Annotated in this window: 17 protein-coding genes; 9 read left to right on the top strand and 8 right to left on the bottom strand. The window is 74.1% G+C overall.

Annotation, left to right across the window (positions count from 1 at the left end):
* Nucleotides 1–24: 24 nt before the first annotated feature.
* Together ACQPZ4_RS42590 and ACQPZ4_RS42585 are read right to left on the bottom strand one after the other, a co-directional pair.
* Nucleotides 25–1,086 (bottom strand): polyprenyl synthetase family protein, encoded by a 1,062-nt coding sequence (locus ACQPZ4_RS42590; protein ID WP_433049583.1) that lies wholly within the window; start codon nt 1,084–1,086, stop codon nt 25–27.
* Between the two features lie 379 nt (nt 1,087–1,465).
* A complete protein-coding gene (locus tag ACQPZ4_RS42585; protein ID WP_433049580.1) occupies nt 1,466–3,136 on the bottom strand; it encodes a hypothetical protein in 1,671 nt (556 codons plus the stop codon).
* Nucleotides 3,137–3,282: 146 nt separating this feature from the next.
* Here ACQPZ4_RS42585 and metF point away from each other — a divergent pair, with 146 nt between their 5' ends.
* From metF to ACQPZ4_RS42570, 3 genes are all read left to right on the top strand, one after another.
* The gene (metF, locus tag ACQPZ4_RS42580) at nt 3,283–4,200 is read left to right on the top strand and encodes a methylenetetrahydrofolate reductase [NAD(P)H] (RefSeq protein ID WP_433049577.1); all 918 of its coding nucleotides are present in this window, start codon (nt 3,283–3,285) and stop codon (nt 4,198–4,200) included.
* Nucleotides 4,187–4,846, top strand: coding sequence for a CDP-alcohol phosphatidyltransferase family protein (locus ACQPZ4_RS42575; RefSeq protein WP_433049574.1), 660 nt, complete (start codon nt 4,187–4,189; stop codon nt 4,844–4,846). The genes metF and ACQPZ4_RS42575 overlap by 14 nt, the downstream gene beginning before the upstream one ends.
* A gap of 168 nt (nt 4,847–5,014) precedes the next feature.
* Nucleotides 5,015–5,371, top strand: a complete 357-nt coding sequence (locus ACQPZ4_RS42570) for a hemerythrin domain-containing protein (protein WP_433049571.1) — start codon at nt 5,015–5,017, stop codon at nt 5,369–5,371.
* Here ACQPZ4_RS42570 and ACQPZ4_RS42565 read toward each other — a convergent pair.
* The 6 genes from ACQPZ4_RS42565 to ACQPZ4_RS42540 are packed head-to-tail and all read right to left on the bottom strand — an operon-like array spanning nt 5,355 to nt 10,299.
* Nucleotides 5,355–6,794 carry a phytoene desaturase family protein gene (locus tag ACQPZ4_RS42565; RefSeq protein ID WP_433049568.1) on the bottom strand — a complete coding sequence of 480 codons (1,440 nt, stop codon included), beginning with the start codon at nt 6,792–6,794 and terminating at the stop codon, nt 5,355–5,357. The two genes, ACQPZ4_RS42570 and ACQPZ4_RS42565, sit on opposite strands and share 17 nt — an antisense overlap.
* The gene (locus tag ACQPZ4_RS42560; RefSeq protein ID WP_433049565.1) at nt 6,782–7,888 is read right to left on the bottom strand and encodes a glycosyltransferase; all 1,107 of its coding nucleotides are present in this window, start codon (nt 7,886–7,888) and stop codon (nt 6,782–6,784) included. The genes ACQPZ4_RS42565 and ACQPZ4_RS42560 overlap by 13 nt, the downstream gene beginning before the upstream one ends.
* Nucleotides 7,876–8,616, bottom strand: coding sequence for a carotenoid biosynthesis protein (locus ACQPZ4_RS42555; protein WP_433049562.1), 741 nt, complete (start codon nt 8,614–8,616; stop codon nt 7,876–7,878). The genes ACQPZ4_RS42560 and ACQPZ4_RS42555 overlap by 13 nt, the downstream gene beginning before the upstream one ends.
* Entirely contained in the window at nt 8,613–9,149 is a 537-nt protein-coding gene (locus ACQPZ4_RS42550) for a GNAT family N-acetyltransferase (protein WP_433049559.1), read from the bottom strand. Before ACQPZ4_RS42550 ends, ACQPZ4_RS42555 begins: the two co-directional genes overlap by 4 nt.
* The gene (locus ACQPZ4_RS42545; RefSeq protein ID WP_433066920.1) at nt 9,146–9,763 is read right to left on the bottom strand and encodes a monooxygenase; all 618 of its coding nucleotides are present in this window, start codon (nt 9,761–9,763) and stop codon (nt 9,146–9,148) included. The genes ACQPZ4_RS42550 and ACQPZ4_RS42545 overlap by 4 nt, the downstream gene beginning before the upstream one ends.
* A gap of 47 nt (nt 9,764–9,810) precedes the next feature.
* Nucleotides 9,811–10,299 (bottom strand): YbaK/EbsC family protein, encoded by a 489-nt coding sequence (locus ACQPZ4_RS42540; RefSeq protein WP_433049556.1) that lies wholly within the window; start codon nt 10,297–10,299, stop codon nt 9,811–9,813.
* Between the two features lie 261 nt (nt 10,300–10,560).
* Between ACQPZ4_RS42540 and ACQPZ4_RS42535 the strand changes: the two genes are divergently transcribed.
* The 6 genes from ACQPZ4_RS42535 to ACQPZ4_RS42510 all read left to right on the top strand — a co-directional run bounded on the left by ACQPZ4_RS42535 (nt 10,561) and on the right by ACQPZ4_RS42510 (nt 19,836).
* Nucleotides 10,561–11,634 carry a winged helix DNA-binding domain-containing protein gene (locus ACQPZ4_RS42535; RefSeq protein ID WP_433049553.1) on the top strand — a complete coding sequence of 358 codons (1,074 nt, stop codon included), beginning with the start codon at nt 10,561–10,563 and terminating at the stop codon, nt 11,632–11,634.
* 932 nt (nt 11,635–12,566) lie between these two features.
* A complete protein-coding gene (locus ACQPZ4_RS42530; protein ID WP_433049550.1) occupies nt 12,567–13,088 on the top strand; it encodes an SAV_6107 family HEPN domain-containing protein in 522 nt (173 codons plus the stop codon).
* A 259-nt stretch (nt 13,089–13,347) separates the two neighbouring features.
* Nucleotides 13,348–13,803 carry a hypothetical protein gene (locus ACQPZ4_RS42525; protein ID WP_433049547.1) on the top strand — a complete coding sequence of 152 codons (456 nt, stop codon included), beginning with the start codon at nt 13,348–13,350 and terminating at the stop codon, nt 13,801–13,803.
* A gap of 485 nt (nt 13,804–14,288) precedes the next feature.
* The gene (locus ACQPZ4_RS42520; RefSeq protein WP_433066917.1) at nt 14,289–15,017 is read left to right on the top strand and encodes a hypothetical protein; all 729 of its coding nucleotides are present in this window, start codon (nt 14,289–14,291) and stop codon (nt 15,015–15,017) included.
* A complete protein-coding gene (locus ACQPZ4_RS42515) occupies nt 15,014–16,531 on the top strand; it encodes a DNA polymerase Y family protein (RefSeq protein ID WP_433049544.1) in 1,518 nt (505 codons plus the stop codon). Before ACQPZ4_RS42520 ends, ACQPZ4_RS42515 begins: the two co-directional genes overlap by 4 nt.
* Entirely contained in the window at nt 16,531–19,836 is a 3,306-nt protein-coding gene (locus ACQPZ4_RS42510; RefSeq protein ID WP_433049541.1) for an error-prone DNA polymerase, read from the top strand. Before ACQPZ4_RS42515 ends, ACQPZ4_RS42510 begins: the two co-directional genes overlap by 1 nt.
* Nucleotides 19,837–19,847 lie beyond the last annotated feature (11 nt).

The raw sequence follows: 19,847 nt of genomic DNA, 5'->3' as shown, positions 1-19,847 counted from the left end.
GAGCCCGGCCGGTGAGCCGCTTTTTCAGACCGCGCGCTGGGTCGCTGCCTGGGCCAGGCCGGTGAGCACCTCGCGGGCCTCTTCGGTGATCTCGGCCTCGCTGAGGGCCTGCAGCGCCTCGGCGGTGAGCTGAGCGATCCGCTCCTCGGTCCGCTGCAGCGCCCCGCTCTCCACGATCGTCTTGCGCAGCAGGCCGACGCCCTGCTCGTCGAGCCGCGGATCGCCGAGGTGGTCGTCGAACACCGCGGTGCCGGCCTGCTCGATGGCGGCGGCGATCAGGTAGGTCCGCTTGCCCTCGCGCAGATCGTCCCCGGCCGGCTTGCCGGTCACGGCGGGGTCGCCGAACACCCCGAGCACGTCGTCGCGCAGCTGGAACGCCTCGCCGAGGGGGAGCCCGAACGCGGAGTACGCCTTGCTCAACTGCTCCCGCCCGGCCAGCGCCGCCCCGAGCACGAGCGGCTGCTCGATCGTGTACTTGGCCGACTTGAACCGCGCCACCAGACTCGCCCGCGCCGTCGAGGTGTCCCCGGTGGCCTGCGTCTGCACGTCGAGGTACTGCCCGATGGTCACCTCGGTCCGCATCGCGTCGAACACCGGCCGCGCCCGGGCCAGCGTCTCCGGATCGACCCCGCTGGCGTGCAGCATCTCGTCGGACCAGACCAGGCAGAGATCCCCGAGCAGAATCGCCGCCGCCGTCCCGAACCCGTCCTGGTCGCCGCGCCAGCCCTCGGCCCCGTGCAGCGCGGCGAACCGCCGATGCACCGCCGGCTCCCCCCGCCGCGTCTCGGACCCGTCCATCACGTCGTCGTGGATCAGGGCGCTCGCCTGGACCAGCTCGAGCGCGGCAACGGCGGCCACGATCTCGTCCCGGTCCTCACCACCGGCCCCCCGATACCCCCAGTACGCGAACGCCGGCCGCAGCCGCTTCCCCCCGCCGAGCACCAGCCCCTCGATCGCCTCAGCGACGGGCGCGAGCGCCGCGGGCTCGATCTCGGCGAGCCGGAGCCGCCGCCGCTGCAGAAACGCGCCGAGCGCGTCGCGAACCCGCTCACGCAGCCGGGCCCGGTCGAGGAAGGGGTGCGTCACGCCAGAGACGCTAGCCCGAGAACCGCCACCTCGCCGAACCGCGCAGCGACCGTCGCACCACCCCGCCCGCCCAAACCCTCACATTTCACCCAACGCCGCCGAACGTTCCACCTCCTCCGCCGCCCGGCCTCGGCGCCCGGCCTGAGAGCTCGACCTCGGTGCTCGATCTCTGCGCAAGTCTTCCGCCGCCGTCCCTCGCTGCCGTCTCACGCTCGGGTGGCTGCGCCCGGGCGTCTGTTCAACGACGCGGAACGTTCCACCTCCTCAGCCACCTCCTCAGCCGCCTCCGTCAGCCGCCTCCGTCAGCCGCCTCCGTCAGCCGCCTCCGGTCTCCGTGCGCGGGTGGCGGTGCGCGGGTGGCTGTGCCCGGTCTCCGCGCTCAGTCCCGCATCGATTCCCCCTCCGTCGGTGTCCGCCCGGCCGTTTCCACCGGGTCGAGCGGCATCCAGCGCGCCGACTCGTACAGCTCGGCGAACTCCCGGTAGCGCCCCGCCCGCCGCAGCTCGGGCCGTACGCCGGCCAGATCCCGCGCCACCCGCACCGACCCGCAGCGCACGCCGGCCAGGACCGCCTCCTCCGCCGCCGCGCAGGCCGCGTCGAGCTCCCCGGCGGCGACCAGCGCCCGGGCGCGGGCCACCTGCACCAGCCCGAGCCCCCGCAGGCGCACTCCGCCATCCCGCGCCCCGGGCCGGGACGCCGCCCCCGTCCGCCGCGATCCGGACTCCGGCGGCGGCCCGCTCCGCCGTGGGCGCCTCCCCGCGCCGCGCTCCCGTACCGCGTCGTCCAACAGCCGGAGCGCCGCCCGGTGCCGCCCCAGCACCGCGTGGCACCGCCCGCTCGCGGCGGCCAGGTGGGCGTCGTCCAGCCAGTAGAGCCAGGGCGGGTCGTGCTCGGGCCGCCGCAGGCCGTGCGCGCGCTCGGCCGCCGCCAGGGCCGCGTCGCATCGAGCGCGCTCTGCCTGGACGGCCGCGGCGTACGCCTCCCGCAACCACAGCACCGCCAGCGTCCCGGCGTCGGCGGGCGCCGCGATCCGCCGCGCCGCGCGGGCCATTCGCAGCGCGCCCGGCCCGTCGCCGTCCTCGGCCCGCAGCTGCGCCAGGCAGCCGAGCAGGTGCCCGGCCAGGGCCCGCTGCCCGCCGCGCAGCGCCGCCCGGACCCCGTCCCGCACGAGCCCGGTGACGCCCCGCCCGCCGACCGCGGCCCCGGCATCCACCCCGGCCCAGACCGCGAGCTGCGCCAGCTCGGCCACGAGCCCGAGCCGCGCCGGGGCGGCCCGCGCGGGGTCGCCGCCGCCGTCCGCGACCTGCCGCACGGCCGCCGCATACGCGTCCCGCACGACCCGGACCACCTCGGTCCCGGACACGAGATCGTCCATCCGCCGCAGTTCCGCCACCCGCCGCGCCCCGATCGCCGCGTCCGCCGCCGCCTGCCGCAAAGCGTCCGCCGCCGTCTGCCGCAGAGCGTCCGCCGCCGTCTGCGGTGGCCCGGTCGCCGCGTCCGCCGCCGTCTGCCGCAGAGCGTCCGCCGCCGTCTGCGGTGGCCCGGTCGCCGCGTCCGCCGCCGTCTGCCGCAGAGCGTCCGCCGCCGTCTGCGGTGGCCCGGTCGCCGCGTCCGCCGCCGTCTGCCGCAGAGCGTCCGCCGCCGTCTGCCGTGGCCCGGTCGCCGCGTCCGCCGCCGCCTCCTGACGTCGTGCCGTGCGCCCCGCGCGCCCGGTCCCGGGCCCGGGAATCCCGGCTCGCCGCCCGCCCTCCTCCAGAGGCGCCGAGCGCGTAGGCAGCCGGCCGCGCCGGGACCGCGCCGCCGCCTCCTCCAGCTCCTCCACCGGCGCCTCGAGCACGAACGCGATCCACGCCAGCCAGGACGGGCTCGGCACCCGCTCGCCGCGTTCCCAGCGGGACACCTCGTGCCGTGTGATCGTCGGCACCCCCGCGGCCGCGCACAGCGCCTCGGCCAGCCGCAGCTGGGATCGACCCCGCGCGAGGCGCAGACGGGTCAGCAGGGCGCCGAAGATCTCGCCGGCGCCGGGGTCGGGGCTTGGTCGGACAGGCATGTTCCACCTCCCGGCGGACGTCGCCCCGCGGGGCCCCCGCCCACCCGAAGCAATATCCGACCCCCTTTCTACCCCAGGGGTACGACAGTTCCGCCCGGCAAGTGGGGAGTGCCTGCCGGCGGGGGCGGGGCATTACAGTTCAGGGCGTGGCTCTCGGACTTCCCTCTGTCATGGCCGGCCGGCCGGCCGCGATCGGTGACCTGATCGCGCAGCACGGCCCCACGTTCTCGTTCGAGTTCTCGCCGCCCAAGACGCCCGAGGGCGAGCGGCAGCTCTGGCAGGCGATCCGGGAGCTGGAGTCGCTGCAGCCGTCGTTCGTGTCGATCACGTACGGGGCCGGTGGCACGACCCGGGACACCACCGTCGCGGTGACCGAGCGGGTCGCGACCGAGACCACGCTGCTGCCCATGGCCCACCTGACCGCGGTGAACCACTCGATCGCGGAGCTGCGCAACGTCATCGGCCAGCTGGCCGGGGCCGGCATCCGCAACTTCCTGCTGGTGCGCGGCGATCCGCCCGGCGACCCGATGGGGGAGTGGGTCCGCCACCCCGACGGCGTGCTCTACGCCGAGGATCTGGTCCGGCTCGTCCACGAGGCCGGGGACTTCAGCATCGGCGTGGCGGCGTTCCCGTACAAGCATCCGAGGTCGAGTGACGTCGAGGCGGACACGGCCAACTTCGTGAGCAAGTGCCGGGCCGGCGCCGACTTCGCGATCACGCAGATGTTCTTCGACGTCGACGACTACCTGCGGCTGCGGGACCGGGTCGCGGCGGCCGGGTGCGACACGCCGATCGTCGCCGGGCTCATGCCGGTCACCAAGATCGGCACGATCGCGCGCTCGCAGCAGCTCTCCGGCGCCCCGTTCCCGGCGGACCTGGCCGCGCGGTTCGAGCGCGTGGCCGACGACCCGGAGGCCGTGCGCCGGCTGGGCATCGACCACGCGACCGAGATGAGCCAGCGCCTGCTCGCCGAGGGCGTGCCGGGCATCCACTACATCACCTTCAACCGGTCCACCGCGACCCGGGAGGTCTGGCAGCAGCTCGGCGTCGGTGCGCGCGCCTGAGCCGCTCGACTGGGAGGCCTACGCCGAGCGCTGGTCGGTGGCCCACGGCGGCTACGACCCGCGCGAGGCGCCCGCCCTCGTGCGGGGCTGGCTGCGCCTCGGCCACGCGATGGGCACCACGCTGCTGCGGGCGGGCGTCCGCAGCCCCAACGCCGTCACGTCCCTCGGCCTGCTGCTTTCCGCTTGTGTACCCCCTGTGGCCCTCCTCCCCGCCGGTCCCCTCTGGGCCGCCCTCCTGATCCTGTGCTCGGCCCTCGCCGACACGGTCGACGGCGTGCTGGCGGTGGTCGCCGAGCGGGCCACGCGCCTGGGCCAGGTGTACGACGCGGCCGCCGACCGCCTGTCCGAGGCCGCCTGGCTGCTCGCCTTCGCGCTCCTGGGCGCCCCGGCGTGGCTGGTCGTGGCCGCGGGCGGGGTGATGTGGCTGCACGAGTACGTCCGGGCGCGCGCCTCCGCCGCCGGCATGACCGACATCGGCGCGGTCACGATCGCCGAACGCCCCACGCGGATCCTCCTGGCCATCTTCGGCCTCCTCGCGACGCTGTTCGACGAGCGCGCCGCCACGGTCACGATGGCGGCGGCCCTGCTCGTCGCGCTCGTCGGATTCGCCCAGCTCCTGCGCGCCGTCCACAAGATCCTCCGCTGACCGTCAGCGCCGTTTCCGGGCGCAAACCCCAATGTGTCGCCCAGCGCGACTTAAATGCTGATGTGTCGGATTAGCCCTAGGCGCGCCAGCGCCGTCCGCGAATCCGACACATCAAGCATCGACAAAACCGGTTGCGGCGACCGGAGGACCGGCCTCAAATAGCTGGTCGTGACCGATGAAGAGGACCGGCTCCGCGCCGCGGCGCAGATGCTTGCCACGATCCACGACGCGCTGCGCCGGGATCTGGCCGCGGCGCGCCGTGACCCGCGGGTGCACTGCCTGGCGTTCTGCTCCGCGCTCGGGGCGCATCATCGCAACGAGGACGCCGTTTTCCCGCGGGTCGAGGCGGCGTTTCCCGAGGCCGCTCCGCTGCTGCGACGGCTGCGGGCCGAGCATGAGCGGATCGCGCGGCAGATCGAGGAGCAGCCCGACGCCGACACGTTGGAGCTCATGGCGGCCGAGCTCGAGGAGCACTTCGCGCTCGAGGAGCGGGAGTTGGTGCCGCTGATCAGCCGGCTCCGATGAGGTCGGCGACGATCTTCGCGGACAGCATGACCAGCGGCAGCCCGCCGCCCGGGTGGACCGAGCCGCCCACCAGGAACAGGCCCGGCAGCGGGGCGCGGTTCGGGGGGCGCAGGAGGCCGTGACTGGCCGTACCGTAGATGGCTCCTCCCGGTGAGAAGGTCGAGCGCTCCAGGTCCGCCGGGGTCAGCACGTCGCGGAAGAGCAGGCGGCCGCGCACGTCGTGGCCGCGCGCGGCCAGCACGTCGAGGACCCGGTCGGCGTAGTCCTCGCCGGCCGTGGTCCAGTCGACCGGGCCCTGCGGGGCGGCGTTCACCAGCACGAACCAGCCCTCGTGGGCGTCCGGGCGGACGAGGGGGTCGTCGGCCGCCGTGACGAAGATCGTGGGGTCGGGGACGGGGCGGGGCGCGGTACCGAAGATGGCATCGAACTCGGCGTCGTAGTCGCGCGGGAAGAAGACCGTGTGATGCGCGAGGCCCGGCGTGCGGCCGCGCAGGCCCAGCAGCAGCACGAAGCCGCCGAGGCTGCGCGCCTCCAGCTTGCGGGCCTGGCGGGGGCGGGGGAGCAGCTCGCGGTACACCTGGAGGGCGTCGGCGTTGGCGACCACGACATCGGCGGGGATCGCGGTGCCGTCGGCCAGGACCACGCCCGCCGCGCGGGAGCCGGTCACGGTGATCGAGCGGACCGCCGCGCCGGTGACGACGCGCACGCCCAGCTCCTCGCAGCGGGCCAGCAGCTGGTCCGCGAGGGTGCGCAGGCCGCCGCGGAGGTACCACCCGCCGTACTCCAGCTCCGCGAACGGGATCGCCAGCAGCGCGGCCGGGGCGCGGCGGGGGTCGGCGCCGGTGTACGTCGCGTACCGGTCCAGCAGCATCCGCAGCCGCGGGTCGCGCAGCTGGGAACGGCCCAGGCCGCGCAGGCTCCGGCCGGGGGCGATCGCGGCGAGGTCGCGCAGCCGCCACGCGAGGCCGGCCATCCGCAGCGGGTTGTCCACGGGCGCGGTCAGCACGTGCCGCCACGACGCGGCCCAGACGCGCCCGGCCCGCCGCCACAGCCGCCGCCAGTCCGCGGCCGCCTCCGCGCCGAAGGACGCCGCGATCCGCTCGGCGAACGCGTCGCCGGCCGCCGAGTCCAGCGTGGAGCCGTCGGGGAAGTGGTGGCGCACGATCGGGTCGAGCGGCACCAGGTCCAGCCCGCCGCCGCCCGTCGACGCGAACAGCTCGGCCGCGACCTGGGGCAGCGTGAAGAGGCTCGGGCCGGTGTCGAAGCGGAACGTCCCGGCGCCCGTCTCGCGCACGTGCCGCCCGAGCTTGCCGCCCACCGTCTCGGCCTGCTCGAACACGCTCACCCGGTGCCCGGCCGCGGCGAGCCGGGCGGCCGCCGACAGCCCGCCGACCCCGGCGCCGATGACGACTACGGCAGCCACGTCGGGCGCCCCTTCCACACGGTTCTGCGCCGGTACCCGTACGAGCGCACCACCAGCCAGGCGAACACCAGCACCGACACCGGGTGGGCGAGCGCGTCGGGCAGCGCGCGGCTCCCCGTCGCGCGGGCGCTCGCGACGCGCCCGGCCACGCCCAGACCGTACGCGAGCAGGCCCCACCACTGTCCGAACAGGACGGACGCGGGCGCGGCCACGTAGAGGGCGAGCAGCAGCGCCAGCACCGCCGCCGCGCCCGCGGGGGAGCCGAACGACGCCCACAGCGACTTCGAGTAGCCCTCGCGCAGCTCGCTCCAGGAGGTGTACATCCGGCAGCGCGCCAGCCCCGCCCCGTCCGCGAGCGCGATCCGCCCGCCGGCGCGCTTGATCGCGCGGGCGAGCTCGATGTCCTCCAGCACCTTGTCCCGCACCGCCGCGTGCCCGCCCGCGCGCGCGTACGCGTCGCGCCGCACGACCAGGAACTGCCCGCCGGCCGCGGCCAGCGACGGGCGGGGCGAGCGCTCCATGGCCCGCAGCGGCAGGAACGTGAGCCAGGACCACTGCAGCAGCGGCTGGACGAGGCGCTCGCCGGCGGTGCCGGTCTCGATCAGCGGGTACGGGCTGAGCAGGTCCACCTCGGACGACCGCAGCAGCGCGACCGCGCGGTCCACGGCGTCCGGGGCGAGCACCACGTCGGCGTCGACGAAGACCAGGACCGTCGCGTCAGGGGCGGCGTCGGCGAGCTGCTGGCACGCGTGCGGCTTGCCCAGCCAGCCCGGCGGCAGGTCCTTGCCGGACAGCAGGGTCACCCGGTCGCCGCCCAGACGCCGCACCAGATCCGCGGTGCCGTCGGTGGAACCGTCGTCCAGAAGCAGCAGTTGTACCGCCTGAGGCAGCGCCAGCAGCGCCCGCAGGCACGGCTCGACGCGCTCGGCCTCGTTGCGCAGCGGCAGCAGGACGGCGATCGAGTCCACAGTGGACATTTTGGTCGGCGCCGGGGCCGGGCGGCGCAGCAGGCGCGCGTTGACGAGCGTGTGGACGAGGAGCGCGAGCAGGACCGCGCACGCGATCAGGACCGCGCACGCGATCAGGACCGCCACAGCCGCACCGCCAGCGGGATCGCGACCAGTCCCATGCCCAGCGCGCCCCACGCGGCCGAGGCGGGCAGGCCGAGGAAGACAGCGTGGGCGAGGACGCTCGACGCGTACGTCCAGAGGTACATGGCGTACATCGGCGCATCGGTGCCGGGCTGCGGCGCGTCCGGGCCGATCGCCGCGCGCAGCAGGGCCATCAGGACCACGGCCACGAGCAGCCAGCCGAGGTAGTTGGTGAGCGGGATGCCGGGGACGCCGGGGAGGGTGGCGGTGTCGGTGTGCCACAGCCAGTACCGTTGCGAAACCATCTGCGGGTCGAGGAACAGGTCCCAGGTCGCGAGCCCGGCTCCGGCCACGGCGACGCGCGGGAGCGTGCGCGCGGCGAGGCGCCCCGCGGCCACCCAGGCGGGCCAGGCCATCCAGGTCCAGGCGAGCGGGATGACCAGCGGCACGCCGAGCAGCCGCGGGCCGAGTGCGGCGGTGTAGTCGTAGTCGCCGAACGGGAAGCCGGTCGCGCGCCCGAGCGCCTCGACCAGGAGGCCGCCGCCGGTCGTGACGAGGACCAGGGCGCCGGCGGTGCGCGGGCCGCGGGTCGCCCAGGCGTGCCCGACCGACACGGCGTAGCCGATGACCACGGTGGCGACGACGAAGCCGGTCCGCACCTGGCCGCCGGTCAGCGGGTAGGCGATCTCCGCGAGCACCAGGGCGGCGAAGAGCCACCAGAGCGCCTTCACAGGGGTAGCCGGCGGCCCAGCACGGCGAAGGGGCGGTCGTCGCCCGGGAAGTTGAAGTGGCGCAGGACGTCGACGAAGCCGAACCGGCGGTACAGCCGCCAGGCCCGCGAGGTGGCCTCGGGCGCCTCCGGCGTGGACAGCAGCACGGTCTGGTGCGGCGCGTTGGTGAGCAGCTCGTGCAGCTGGCGCGCGCCGATGCCGTGCCCCTGCGCGTGCGGGCGGACGTGCAGCTCGACGAGCTCGAAGCAGTCGGTGAGCCAGAACTTGCGCGCGTCCCGGCGCAGGGCGTTGCGCACCTGGTCGTGCCACCACTGGCCGCCGGTACCGCGGTAGCCGTACCCGAAGCCGAGCAGGTTGTTGTCGTCGTCGAGGGTGGCGACCGCCTGGAACGACTCGCGGCGGGTGTGCCCGGCGACGTAGCCGCGGCGGGTCTGGAGGAGCTGTACGGAGTAGCCCATGGCCTCCCCGTACACGGCGATGACGTCGTCGAGCCGATCGAGCAGGTCCTCGCCGCGCCACCGAACGAGCCTCACTGGCCGTCCCTCCACCCGATCACCTCTCGGTCGCCGTCGATGCCGAGCACGCGGAACCGTGCGAACAGCTCCTCCGCGTACCATCCCAGCTCCGCCGTGCGCGTCACGACCGCGGCGTGCTCGGGCCGACGGTACGCGAACCGCACGACGTCCGCCGCGGAGCGCCAGACGCTCATCGTGCCCTGGAATCCTACGGGGGCCTCCCCGAAGCCGAAGGCGCAGTGCAGCCCCTCCGTGGCCGGGTCGTTGAGCGCCGCCCCGACCGGATCGATGGCCCGCCAGAACGCCCGGGCCCGCCGCGCCCGCAGCCGCGCGCGGGTCAGCACGGCCACGGGCCCATCGGACTTCGTGGCTGTCTCCGGCGTGAACGGGGACGCACCGGACCACGTGCCCCGGCTGGCGATCGGCTCGAGCGTCAGCGTGCAGGCGGCGATCGCGCCGCGCATCGGTGGCTTTTCAGGTTCGGTCGCGGCGTCGCTCACGACGATGGCGGCCCAGCGCGTCAGGTCGGCCGAGCCCACGCCGAACGCGCTGCCCCGCCCGGTGCCGAGCAGCTTGGCGAACTCGGCCCCGCGCCTGGCTTTGCTCCGGTCGAACGCCATCGACCAGAACATCGCCGGGATGGCCCGGCGGGGCACTCGCCAGACGTGCAGCCGGACCGTCACGCCACTTCGGCTGTGGTACCGCTGGTGACCCGCACCAGCTCCGCGAACGTGATCGGGAAGACGGCCTGGGGAATCCCGCCGGCCGCCCAGACCTCGTCGTACTGCCCGAGATCGACGTCGACGAGCGTCCGCAGCGGCTTGGGGTGCGCCAGCGGCGAAACCCCGCCGATGACCTGCCCGGTGCTGCTGCGAACAAATTCGGCGCCGGCCCGCTTGATCTTGGTGACCCCGATGAGCGCCGCGACCTTGGCGGTGTCGACGCGATGCGCCCCGGAGGTGAGGACGAGCAGCGGCTCGCCGTCGGCCTCGAAGATCAGTGAGTTGGCGATCTGACCGACCTCGATCCCGATCGCCTCGGCCGCCGCGGCGGCGGTGTGGACCGGGTCGGTGAGGACCTTGACCCGGCAGGCGTTGCCGGCGGCGTCGCGGGCGCCGGCTGCGTCCAGCGCGTCCTGGATCGCTTGGACGTTGGGGTGTTGCTGCATGGTGTCTATCTTGCCTTGGGGGTTGGGGCGATAAGTCGGGCGCTTCGCGCCGCGACTTATCGGACTTATACCCTGACGGCTCCTTTATGCGCTTTTGCTGGTTGCTCGCGGCGGGCTGATCTTGGTCCGATAAGTCGGGCGCTGGCGCGCCGCGACTTATCGGATTTATACGGCGACGGGGTATATGTCGGTTTTAGTGGCGTTCTCCTCGCGTTGATCATCGCGGATTTTTTGTCGTACCCGGTGGCTATGGTGCGGGGTATGACGGTTGGGGCGCGGCGACTGCGGGCCCAGCTGCTGTCCGGGCCGCCCGCGGACAGCGTGCTGGGGGCGGTCGAGCGGGTGGTGGGGGTACAGGCGCAGTCCTGGCCCGCGGCCCGCCTCGCCGTGCGCGCCCGGACCCGCGACCTGACCGCCGCCGATGTCGACCGGGCCCTGGCCCGCGGCGAGCTGGCCCGCACCTGGCTGATGCGCGGCACCCTGCACCTGGTGGCGGCGGCCGACCTCGGCTGGCTGACCGAGCTCTTCGGTCCCCGCAACGGCGCCGCGGGGGAGCGGCGCCGGGCGGAGCTGGGGGTCGACGCCGCCACCGCCGCCCGCGCCCTGGCCGAGCTGCCCGGGATCCTGTCCGGCGCGGGCCCGATGGACCGCGGCGAACTGGTCGCCCGCCTGTCCCGCCGCGGCGTGCGGATCGACGGGAGCGGGCAGGCGCCGGCGCACCTGGTCGCGTACGCCGCCTCGACCGGCCTCGTCTGCCGCGGCCCCGACCTGAGCGGCCGGCCCACGGTGATCCTGACCGCCGACATCCAAACCGCCTTACGAGCGTCTTCGGATCGAGGCTCGGGACGGCCCTCACCGGACTGCGCTCGCCACTTCACCGGCGACGCCGCCCTGGCCGAGCTCGCCCGGCGCTACCTGCTCGGCTACGGCCCGGCCGACGCGGCCGACTTCGCCGCCTGGTCGGGCCTGCCGATGGAGAGCGCCCAGCGCGCCCTGGCCCTGTGCCCCGACGCGGCGAGCCTCTCCGCGGCGGTGCCCCCACCGCGCCTGCTGGGCCAGTTCGATGCCGTCCTTCTCGGGTACCGCGACCGCTCCTTCGTCCTACCCCCCGAACACGCCCGCCGCGTCAACACCGGCGGCGGCATGATCGCCCCCACCCTGCTGATCGACGGCCAGGTGGCGGGCCTGTGGCGACGCGCCGGACGGCGGGTCGTGCTGCGGCCGTTCCCCGGCGCCCGGCTGCCGGGCAAGGTCCGCGGCGCCCTGGAGTCGGAGGTGGCGGACATGTCCCGCTTCCTGGGCGAACGCCTGACGCCGGCCTGGGAGGACGCATGAGCTTCCGGCCGCTGCTGTCCCTGCCGTCATCCCTGGTCGCGCGGGCTGGAGGCACTCGGCGGGATGATCGTACGAACGGATGTACGAAAATCCTCGCGGAACCATTGCCACTCACCGGGTCGGCCGGTGTACTCTTGAGCCATCGAACGAGTGTTCGAACTGCTTCGGGGAAGGCGATTCGCGGCGCCAATCCCGAGCGCGGTCCGCGACACCGCGGAGGCCGGATTTTCGCGGGTCTGGCCTCAGGCGGGGCCGCCGTTCGCCGCCCACGACCCCCGGGCGGCGGACGGCGACCCAGCCGGTCGGGTGTGGTGTGGGGAAGCTCCACGCCCGACCGGCACGCCGTCGCAGTCGCGGACCGGCACCCGTTCGGCCCACAACTCCATATCGCTCCAGCCGCCCTCTGTCTTGCCGCTCCGTTCGCGATCACCTCCGATCGCGGCCGGTTCGGCCAGGGGGCGACCGGCGCCGCATCCGTGACGCCGGCTCCACCCGCACCTCGTTCCGCACGGTCCTGAAGTTCCGCACGGTCCTGAGGTTCCGCACGGTCCTGAGGTTCCACGCGGGCCCTGAAGTTCGGCACGGTCCTGAGGTTCCGCAGTCCGTTCCGCACAGCCGGAGCGCCTAGGGTCCGCAGCCCGAAGTTCCACCGGTTCCACCGGTTCCGCAGCGCCGGGGCCACGGTTTCGAAAGTTCCACAGCGTCACGGTTCCACCAGTGCCACAGGTTTGAAGGTCCGCGAGGCTCGAAGCGCCACTTCGCAGCCTTCGCAGCCTTCGCAGTCCAGAGCCGGCCCCACGGTCCATAGCCAGCTTCAGTTCATACGCCAGGCGGTTGCGACTCCCCCCGCAGCGGCTCGGCATGCGCACCAGAGCGCAACTCATCGGCGCAGGCACGAAAACCTGCCGACGTACCACCGAGGGAGAGCACCGATGCCGACGAACCGTTCGACCAGCTCGTCCAACATCAGTCGTTTCCCGGCCCCGACTCCGGCCGCCGGGCCGAGCGGTGCTTCCCGCCAGCAGCTTCCGGTTCCCGCGCATGCGCTTCCCCACCGCACGCCGCGCGAGCTGCTCACCATGGCCCGCCACGGGTTGGAAGAGGCCGCCGAGATTCGGGCCGACGGCATGCGGTACGCGACGGCCCACCTCGCGGCCCTGCGCGCGGCCGCCGCGGTGCTCGCCGCTCGTGCCGTGCCCGCCGCTCCCGGCCGCCGCAGCCGGGTGACCAGTGTCTGGTCGCTGCTGGTCCTGGTCGCGCCGGAGCTGAGCGAGTGGTCCGCCTTCTTCGCCGCGACGGCGAGCAAGCGCTCCGCCGCCGAGGCCGGCATCCCCCGCGTGGTCACCGCTCGCGAGGCCGATGACCTGATGCGCTCCGCGGAGCAGTTCATTGCTGTTGTTGAGGTCGCCCTCGGCTACTCGTACCAGCCGAGGCTCGAAGGCCTGGCCAGCTGACCCGCGCTCAGCCAAGCTCGTGCATCCGACAGCCGGCCGCCCGCGTTCACCGTTCGCCGCGCCCTCGACTCCGACGCCGGCCCCAACGCCCGGCCCTGATCCGACGTCGGCCCGGCCGTCCGCGCCGGCCGTTCGGTGGCGATCCGGCGGTGAACGCCCGCAGCACCTCCACGCCGTGGCGCCCGGCCCGGCTTCGCTCGAGCCCGGTTCCGCGGGCTCAAGCGCCGGGCAGGAGAGCGGTGTGGCGGTAGTTGACGCCGTGGCCGCTGACATCGCCCGCGGGATCGGGATCGCTGAAGAGGGCGGCGTCGCTGCATCCACGTCTCAGGTGAAGCCCGCCGTGGTCGCGAGTTCGACGCTCGTGCCGCGGTGGGGCTTCGCCGTGCCCGCCTTCTCGGTCGAGGGCGCTGCGTTCGAGGAGAGCGGCTCCGCGTTCGAGGGCGCCGCGTTCAAGGAGAGCGGCTCCGCGCCTGTGCCCGCCGAGCAGCCCGTCGTGGGTGGGGCCGTTCCGCTGCTTGAGTTCTCGTCGCCGGCCGTGGGTGGGACTGCGTCGTCGCCTGGGATTGGGTTCGTGCCGATGGCCCCCACCGTCGTGTTCGTGCCGGTCCCGGTTTCCCCCGACGCGGAGTCCGATTCGCGGGTCGTTCCGCCCGGGCCTGGGTCGGCCTGGGCGGGGTTTCTCACGGCGCCGCCCGATGGTGACCGCGAGGGTTGAGTCCCGCGCCGACTGCGAGAACTGATCGCCCGGCGGTACGTGGAAGGGCCGAACCGCCGGCCGCGAGCGGGAAGACCAGTCCAGCAGGGCGCGAGGGTCGAACTGTCGCTGGTGAAGGAAGGGGGAGCTTTTCATAAGTGTGGGCGATTTGCCCATATTTGTACAGGCTGATACGAGCGCGTGGGGGAGCAAGAAAGGCCGTGGCTGGCGCATCGGCTTTGGCGGTTGCCGAGCTCGAGGATGGGGCGTACGACGACGTGCGGCCCGAGGACGACGACTGGTCCACGATCAGCGTCGTCGGTGGCCGCGCGTCCCGGCGCATCGACCGGTCGGCCGCGAACGCCGACAAAAGCGCGAACGCCGACAAGAGCGCGAGCGCCGCGAACGCCGACAAGAGCGCGAGCGCCGGCAAAAGCGCCGCGAGCGCCGACAAGAGCGTCGCGAAAGCCAAGGAGATCGAGGCCGCGCGGGCCTTTGTCGTCGGGCTGGCCGGGAAGCCCAAGGAGCGGCTGCAGGTCGTGCGGCCGGCCAAGCTCGACGGGGTCGTGCGCACCGCGGGGGAGCGGGACGTCGAGGTCGTCGCCGGGACCAGGACGTTGCCGGTGGTCGCGGGACTGCGGGAGCTGCTGCCGGGCGGCGGGCTGCGCCGCGGGGCGACCATTGCCGTGCACACCTCGTCGGTGTTGCTCGCGATGCTGGCCGCCGCGTCCAAGGCCGGGTCCTGGTGTGCGGTCGTGGGGCTGCCGTCGTTCAATCCCGTCGCGGCGGCCGAGATGGGGATCGCGCTCGAGCGGTTGGTGCTGGTGCCGCATCCCGGCACCGAATGGACGACCATCGTCGCCGCCATGCTTGATGGGTTCGACATCGTGGTGACGGCGCCGCCGGGGGCGATCGCGCCGGTCGTGGCCGGGCGGCTCGCCGCGCGGGCCCGGCAGCGGGGGAGCGTGCTCATGGCGGCGGGGTCGTGGGCCGGGGCCGACCTCACGCTGGCGCCCGTCGACGGCGTTTGGAGCGGCATCGGTACCGGACGAGGCCGCCTCCGCCACCGCGAGCTCACCGTCCAGGCGCGCGGCCGCGGGGCCGCCAGCGCGCCGCGCGAGGCGACGCTGCAGCTCCCCGAGATGACCGGCGTCCTGCCCTCGATACAAGCGCCACCGGTGACGACCGGGGAGCAGCCCGAACAAGCACCGGTCAAGCTGCGCAGGGTGGGATGAGCATGCGCACGATCGTCGTCTGGTGTCCCGACTGGCCCATCGTGGCGGCCGAGATCGTGGACGGGTACCCGTCGCAGGAGCCCGTCGCCGTGCTGCACGCCAACAAGGTGCTCGTGGCCTCGCCCGCAGCAAGAGAAGAGGGGGTCCGGCGGGGGCTGCGCAAGCGCGAGGCGCAAGGCCGCTGCCCGCATCTCATTGTGCTCGACTACGACCCCGGGCGGGACATGCTCGCGTTCGAGCCCGTGCTCGCCGCCGTCGAGGCCGTGGCCGCCGGGGTCGAGGCGCTGCGGCCGGGGGCGTGCGCGCTGGCGGTGCGCGGGCCCGCGCGGTACTACGGAGGGGAGGCGGTCGCGGCCGAGCGGATCGTCGAGCACATCGCGCAGCAGTGCGGAGTCGAGGCGCAGGCCGGGATCGCCGACGGGACGTTCGCGGCCGGGCTCGCCGCGCGGGCCGGGATCATCGTGCCCGACGGGGAGACGGCGGAGTTCCTGGCGCTGCAGAGCATCGCGGCGATCGGGCGGCCCAACCTCGTCGACCTGCTGCGCCGGCTGGGCATCCACACGCTGGGGGAGTTCGCGGCGCTGCCGGGGGCCGACGTGCTGGACCGGTTCGGGTTCGATGCCGCGCTCGCGCACCGGCTCGCGGGCGGGCGGGACGAGCGGCCGCTCGCGCCGCGGCAGGCGCCGCCCGATCTCATGGTGAGCGAGACGTTCGACGAGCCGGTCGAGCGGGTCGACGCCGCCGCGTTCGCCGCGCGGAATCTGGCCGAGCGGCTGCACGACCGGCTCGGGCGGCACGGGCTGGCCTGCACGCGCCTGGCCATCGAGGCCGTCACCGAGACGGGCGAGGAGCTGGTGCGGACCTGGCGGCACGACGGGCTGCTCAGCATCAACGCCGTCGCCGACCGGCTGCGGTGGCAGCTGGAGGGGTGGGTCAGGAGCGGGCAGGACCGCGCCGTCAAGACGCTCACGCTCGTCCCCGAGGGGGTCATCCAGCACCTGGGCCTGCAGCCGGGGCTCTGGGGCGAGGCCGGCGAGGAGCGGGACCGGGCCCACCGCGCCATGTCCCGGGTGCAGGGGCTGCTCGGGCCCGACTCGGTGCTCACCGCGGTCCTCGACGGCGGGCGGGCGGACCAGAGCCGGGTCAGGCTCGTGCCCTGGGGCGACGAGCGCGAGGCCCGTGCGACCGAGGCGCCGTGGCCCGGCCGCATTCCGAGCCCGAGCCCGGCCACGGTGTACCCGGAGCCGATCCCCGCCGTGGTCCGCGACGCGAGCGGCGGACCGGTCGGGGTCAGCGGCCGCCTGGAGCTCACGGGCGACCCGCACGACATCGAGCTCGCCGGTGAGACCAGCGAGATCACCGGCTGGGCCGGGCCCTGGCCGATCGACGAGCGCTGGTGGGACGAGGAGGAGGCGGTCCGGGCGGCCCGGTTCCAGCTGCTGCTGGCGGACGGCCGGGCCTTTCTGGCGGTACTGCGAAACGGAGCCTGGCACATGGAAGCGCTGTACGACTGATGGGCTTCACGAACCCCGACATCCCCTGGTCGAAGCTGCACGACCGGATGAGCTGGGAGCCCCCGGGCCCCGACTACCACCCGGACGTGCTGGCGGCCGACGGCGGCGACTCGCCGGCCTGGACGCGCAAGCGCGCGGAGTACACCCCGCCCGCGATCGCCAAGGCGCGGGACGCGGTGCCGTACGCCGAGCTGCACTGCCACAGCAACTTCAGCTTCCTCGACGGCGCCAGCCACCCCGAGGAGCTGGCCGAGACCGCCGCCCGCCTGGGTCTGGAGGCCCTCGCCATCACCGACCACGACGGCTTCTACGGCGTGGTGCGCTTCGCCGAGGCGGCCCGGGCGCTCGACCTGAAGACGGTGTTCGGCGCCGAGCTCTCCCTCGGCCTGCCCGGGCCGCAGAACGGCGAGCCGGACCCGCTCGGCCGCCACCTGCTGCTGCTCGCCCGCGGTCCGGAGGGGTACGCCCGGCTCTCCCGCGTGCTCAGCGAGGCCCATCTGCGCGGCGGGGAGAAGGGCCGTCCGGTGTACGACCTGGAGGAGACCGCCGCCGCCCTGCGCGACCACGCCGTGGTCCTCACCGGCTGCCGCAAGGGCCCGGTGCAGGCGGCGCTGCTGGAACACGGCCCGGAGGCGGCCAGACAAGCGCTTGACCAGCTGGAGGCCCTCTTCGGCAGCGAGAACGTCGTCGTCGAGCTGACCTCCCACGGCGACCCGCTGGACGACGAGCGCAACGACGTCCTCCACGCCCTCTCAAACAACATCATCGCCACCAACAACGTCCACTACGCCGTGCCGAGGCAGCGCAAACTCGCCACCGCCCTGGCCGCGGTACGGGCGAGGAGAAGCCTCGACGAGATCGACGGCTGGCTCCCCGCCGCCGGCTCCGCCTACCTGCGCTCCGGCGCCGAGATGGCCAAACGGTTCGCCGCCTATCCGGATGCGGTACCCAACGCCGCCCGCCTCGGCCGCGAGCTCGCCTTCGACCTGCAACTGGTCGCCCCCAACCTGCCCGACTACCCCGTGCCGGTCGCGGGCGTGAGCGAGATGGAGTGGCTGCGGCACCTCACGGCGGAGGGGGCGAAGGAGCGGTACCCAGGAAACCAGAAGGCCCACGCCCAGCTGGAACACGAGCTGGCGATGATCGAGGAGCTGGACTTCCCCGGCTACTTCCTGGTCGTGCACGACATCGTCACCTTCTGCCGCGACAACGGCATCTACTGCCAGGGCCGCGGCTCGGCGGCCAACTCGGCGGTCTGCTACGCGCTGAAGATCACCAACGTCGACGCGGTGCGGTGGGGGCTGCTGTTCGAGCGGTTCCTGTCCCCGGAGCGCGACGGGCCGCCGGACATCGACATCGACATCGAGTCCGACCGCCGCGAGGAGGTGATCCAGCACGTGTACCGCAAGTACGGCCGCACCTTCACCGCCCAGGTCGCCAACGTCATCTCGTACCGGCCGAAGTCCGCCGTCCGCGACATGGCCAAGGCGTTCGGGCACTCCCCGGGCCAGCAGGACGCCTGGAGCAAGCAGGTCGAGCGCTGGGGCGCCGTCCAGGTCACGGAGAGCGAGGACATCCCCAAGCCGGTGGTGGACTTCGCCAACGAGCTCATGACGTTCCCCAGGCACCTCGGCATCCACTCCGGCGGCATGGTCATCTGCGACCGCCCGGTGATCGAGGTCTGCCCGGTCGAGCACGCCCGCATGGAGAACCGGACCGTCCTGCAGTGGGACAAGGACGACTGCGCCGCCGTCGGGCTGGTCAAGTTCGACCTGCTCGGGCTCGGCATGCTCTCGGCCCTGCGGTACGCGTTCGAGATGATCGACTCCGAGCTGGACATCGCGCACATGCCGCTGGACGACCCCGAGGTGTACGACATGCTCTGCCGCGCCGACTCCGTCGGGGTGTTCCAGGTGGAGAGCCGGGCCCAGATGGCGACGCTGCCGAGGCTCAAGCCGCGGACGTTCTACGACCTGGTGGTCGAGGTGGCGCTGATCCGGCCGGGCCCGATCCAGGGCGGCTCCGTCCACCCGTACATCCGGCGCAAGAACGGCAAGGAGGAGGTCACCTATCCGCATCCGCTGCTCAAGCCGTCGCTCGAGAAGACCCTGGGCGTGCCGCTGTTCCAGGAGCAGCTCATGCAGATGGCCATCGACGTCGCCGGCTTCACCCCGGCCGAGTCCGACGAGCTGCGCCGGGCGATGGGCTCGAAGCGCTCGATGGAGCGGATGAGCGCGATCCGCGACCGGCTCTTCGCCGGCATGGCCCGCAACGGGATCACCGGCCCGCTCGCGCAGGAGCTGTTCGAGAAGCTGGCCGCGTTCGCCAACTACGGCTTCCCGGAGAGCCACGCGATGAGCTTCGCCTATCTGGTCTACGCCAGCGCCTGGCTCAAGCGCTACCACCCGGCCGCGTTCTGCGCCGCGCTGCTCAACGCCCAGCCGATGGGGTTCTACTCGCCGCAGTCGCTGGTCGACGACGCCCGCCGGCACGGGGTCGAGGTGCGCCGGCCCGACATCAACGCGAGCGAGGCGGCGGCCACGCTGGAGGGCGACCCCAAGCCCGACGTGTCCGAGCTGCCGCGCGACTGGGGCCGGGACGGCCCCGCGGTCCGTCTGGGGTTCAGGTCCGTGCGCACGCTGGGGGACGCGGTGGCGGAAAAGCTCGCGTCGGTACGGCACGACGGCGGCCCCTACACCTCCCTGACCGACGTCGCGCGGAGGGCGGGCCTGTCCGCGGTACACCTGGAGGCCCTCGCGACCGCGGACGCCTTCGCGAGCCTGGGACTCACCCGCCGCGAGGCCCTGTGGGCGGCCGGCGCCGCGGCCCGCGAGACGGCGAACCGGCTGCCGGGCACGGTCGGCGGCCAGCACGCGCCGATGCTGCCCGGCATGGACGCGGTCGAGCGGATGGTCGCCGACGTGTGGGCCACCGGCCTGGCCCCGGACGCGCATCCGGCCCAGTTCGCCCGGCCCTACCTCGACACCATCGGCGCGGTGTCGGTCGAGGGCCTGCAGGCGGTCAGCGCCGGGCGGCGGGTGTCGGTCGGCGGCATCGTCACCCACCGCCAGCGCCCGGCCACGGCCGGCGGGGTCACGTTCATCAACCTCGAGGACGAGACCGGGATGCTGAACGTGACCTGCACGCCGGGGCTGTGGCAGCGGTACCGCCGGGTGGCCCGCACGGCCAACGCGATGGTCATCCGCGGGGTGCTCGAGAAGGCCGAGGGGGTGCTCAACCTGCGGGCCGACCACCTGGCCGCGCTGACCCTGCCGATCCGCTCGCCGAGCCGCGACTTCCGCTGACGCTGCGGTGA

Origin of the sequence: Dactylosporangium sp. CS-033363 (assembly GCF_050942475.1) — a bacterium.
Classification (GTDB): Bacteria; Actinomycetota; Actinomycetes; order Mycobacteriales; family Micromonosporaceae; genus Dactylosporangium.
This window is presented reverse-complemented; position numbering and strand designations above follow the sequence as displayed.

Coding starts and splice junctions, on each gene's coding strand:
- ACQPZ4_RS42585 (WP_433049580.1), bottom strand. CDS start 3,136: ATGCCTGTCCGACCAAGCCCCGACCCCGGCGCCGGCGAGATCTTCGGC.
- ACQPZ4_RS42545 (WP_433066920.1), bottom strand. CDS start 9,763: ATGTTCTGGTCGATGGCGTTCGACCGGAGCAAAGCCAGGCGCGGGGCC.
- ACQPZ4_RS42540 (WP_433049556.1), bottom strand. CDS start 10,299: ATGCAGCAACACCCCAACGTCCAAGCGATCCAGGACGCGCTGGACGCA.
- ACQPZ4_RS42535 (WP_433049553.1), top strand. CDS start 10,561: ATGACGGTTGGGGCGCGGCGACTGCGGGCCCAGCTGCTGTCCGGGCCG.
- ACQPZ4_RS42530 (WP_433049550.1), top strand. CDS start 12,567: ATGCCGACGAACCGTTCGACCAGCTCGTCCAACATCAGTCGTTTCCCG.
- ACQPZ4_RS42515 (WP_433049544.1), top strand. CDS start 15,014: ATGAGCATGCGCACGATCGTCGTCTGGTGTCCCGACTGGCCCATCGTG.
- ACQPZ4_RS42510 (WP_433049541.1), top strand. CDS start 16,531: ATGGGCTTCACGAACCCCGACATCCCCTGGTCGAAGCTGCACGACCGG.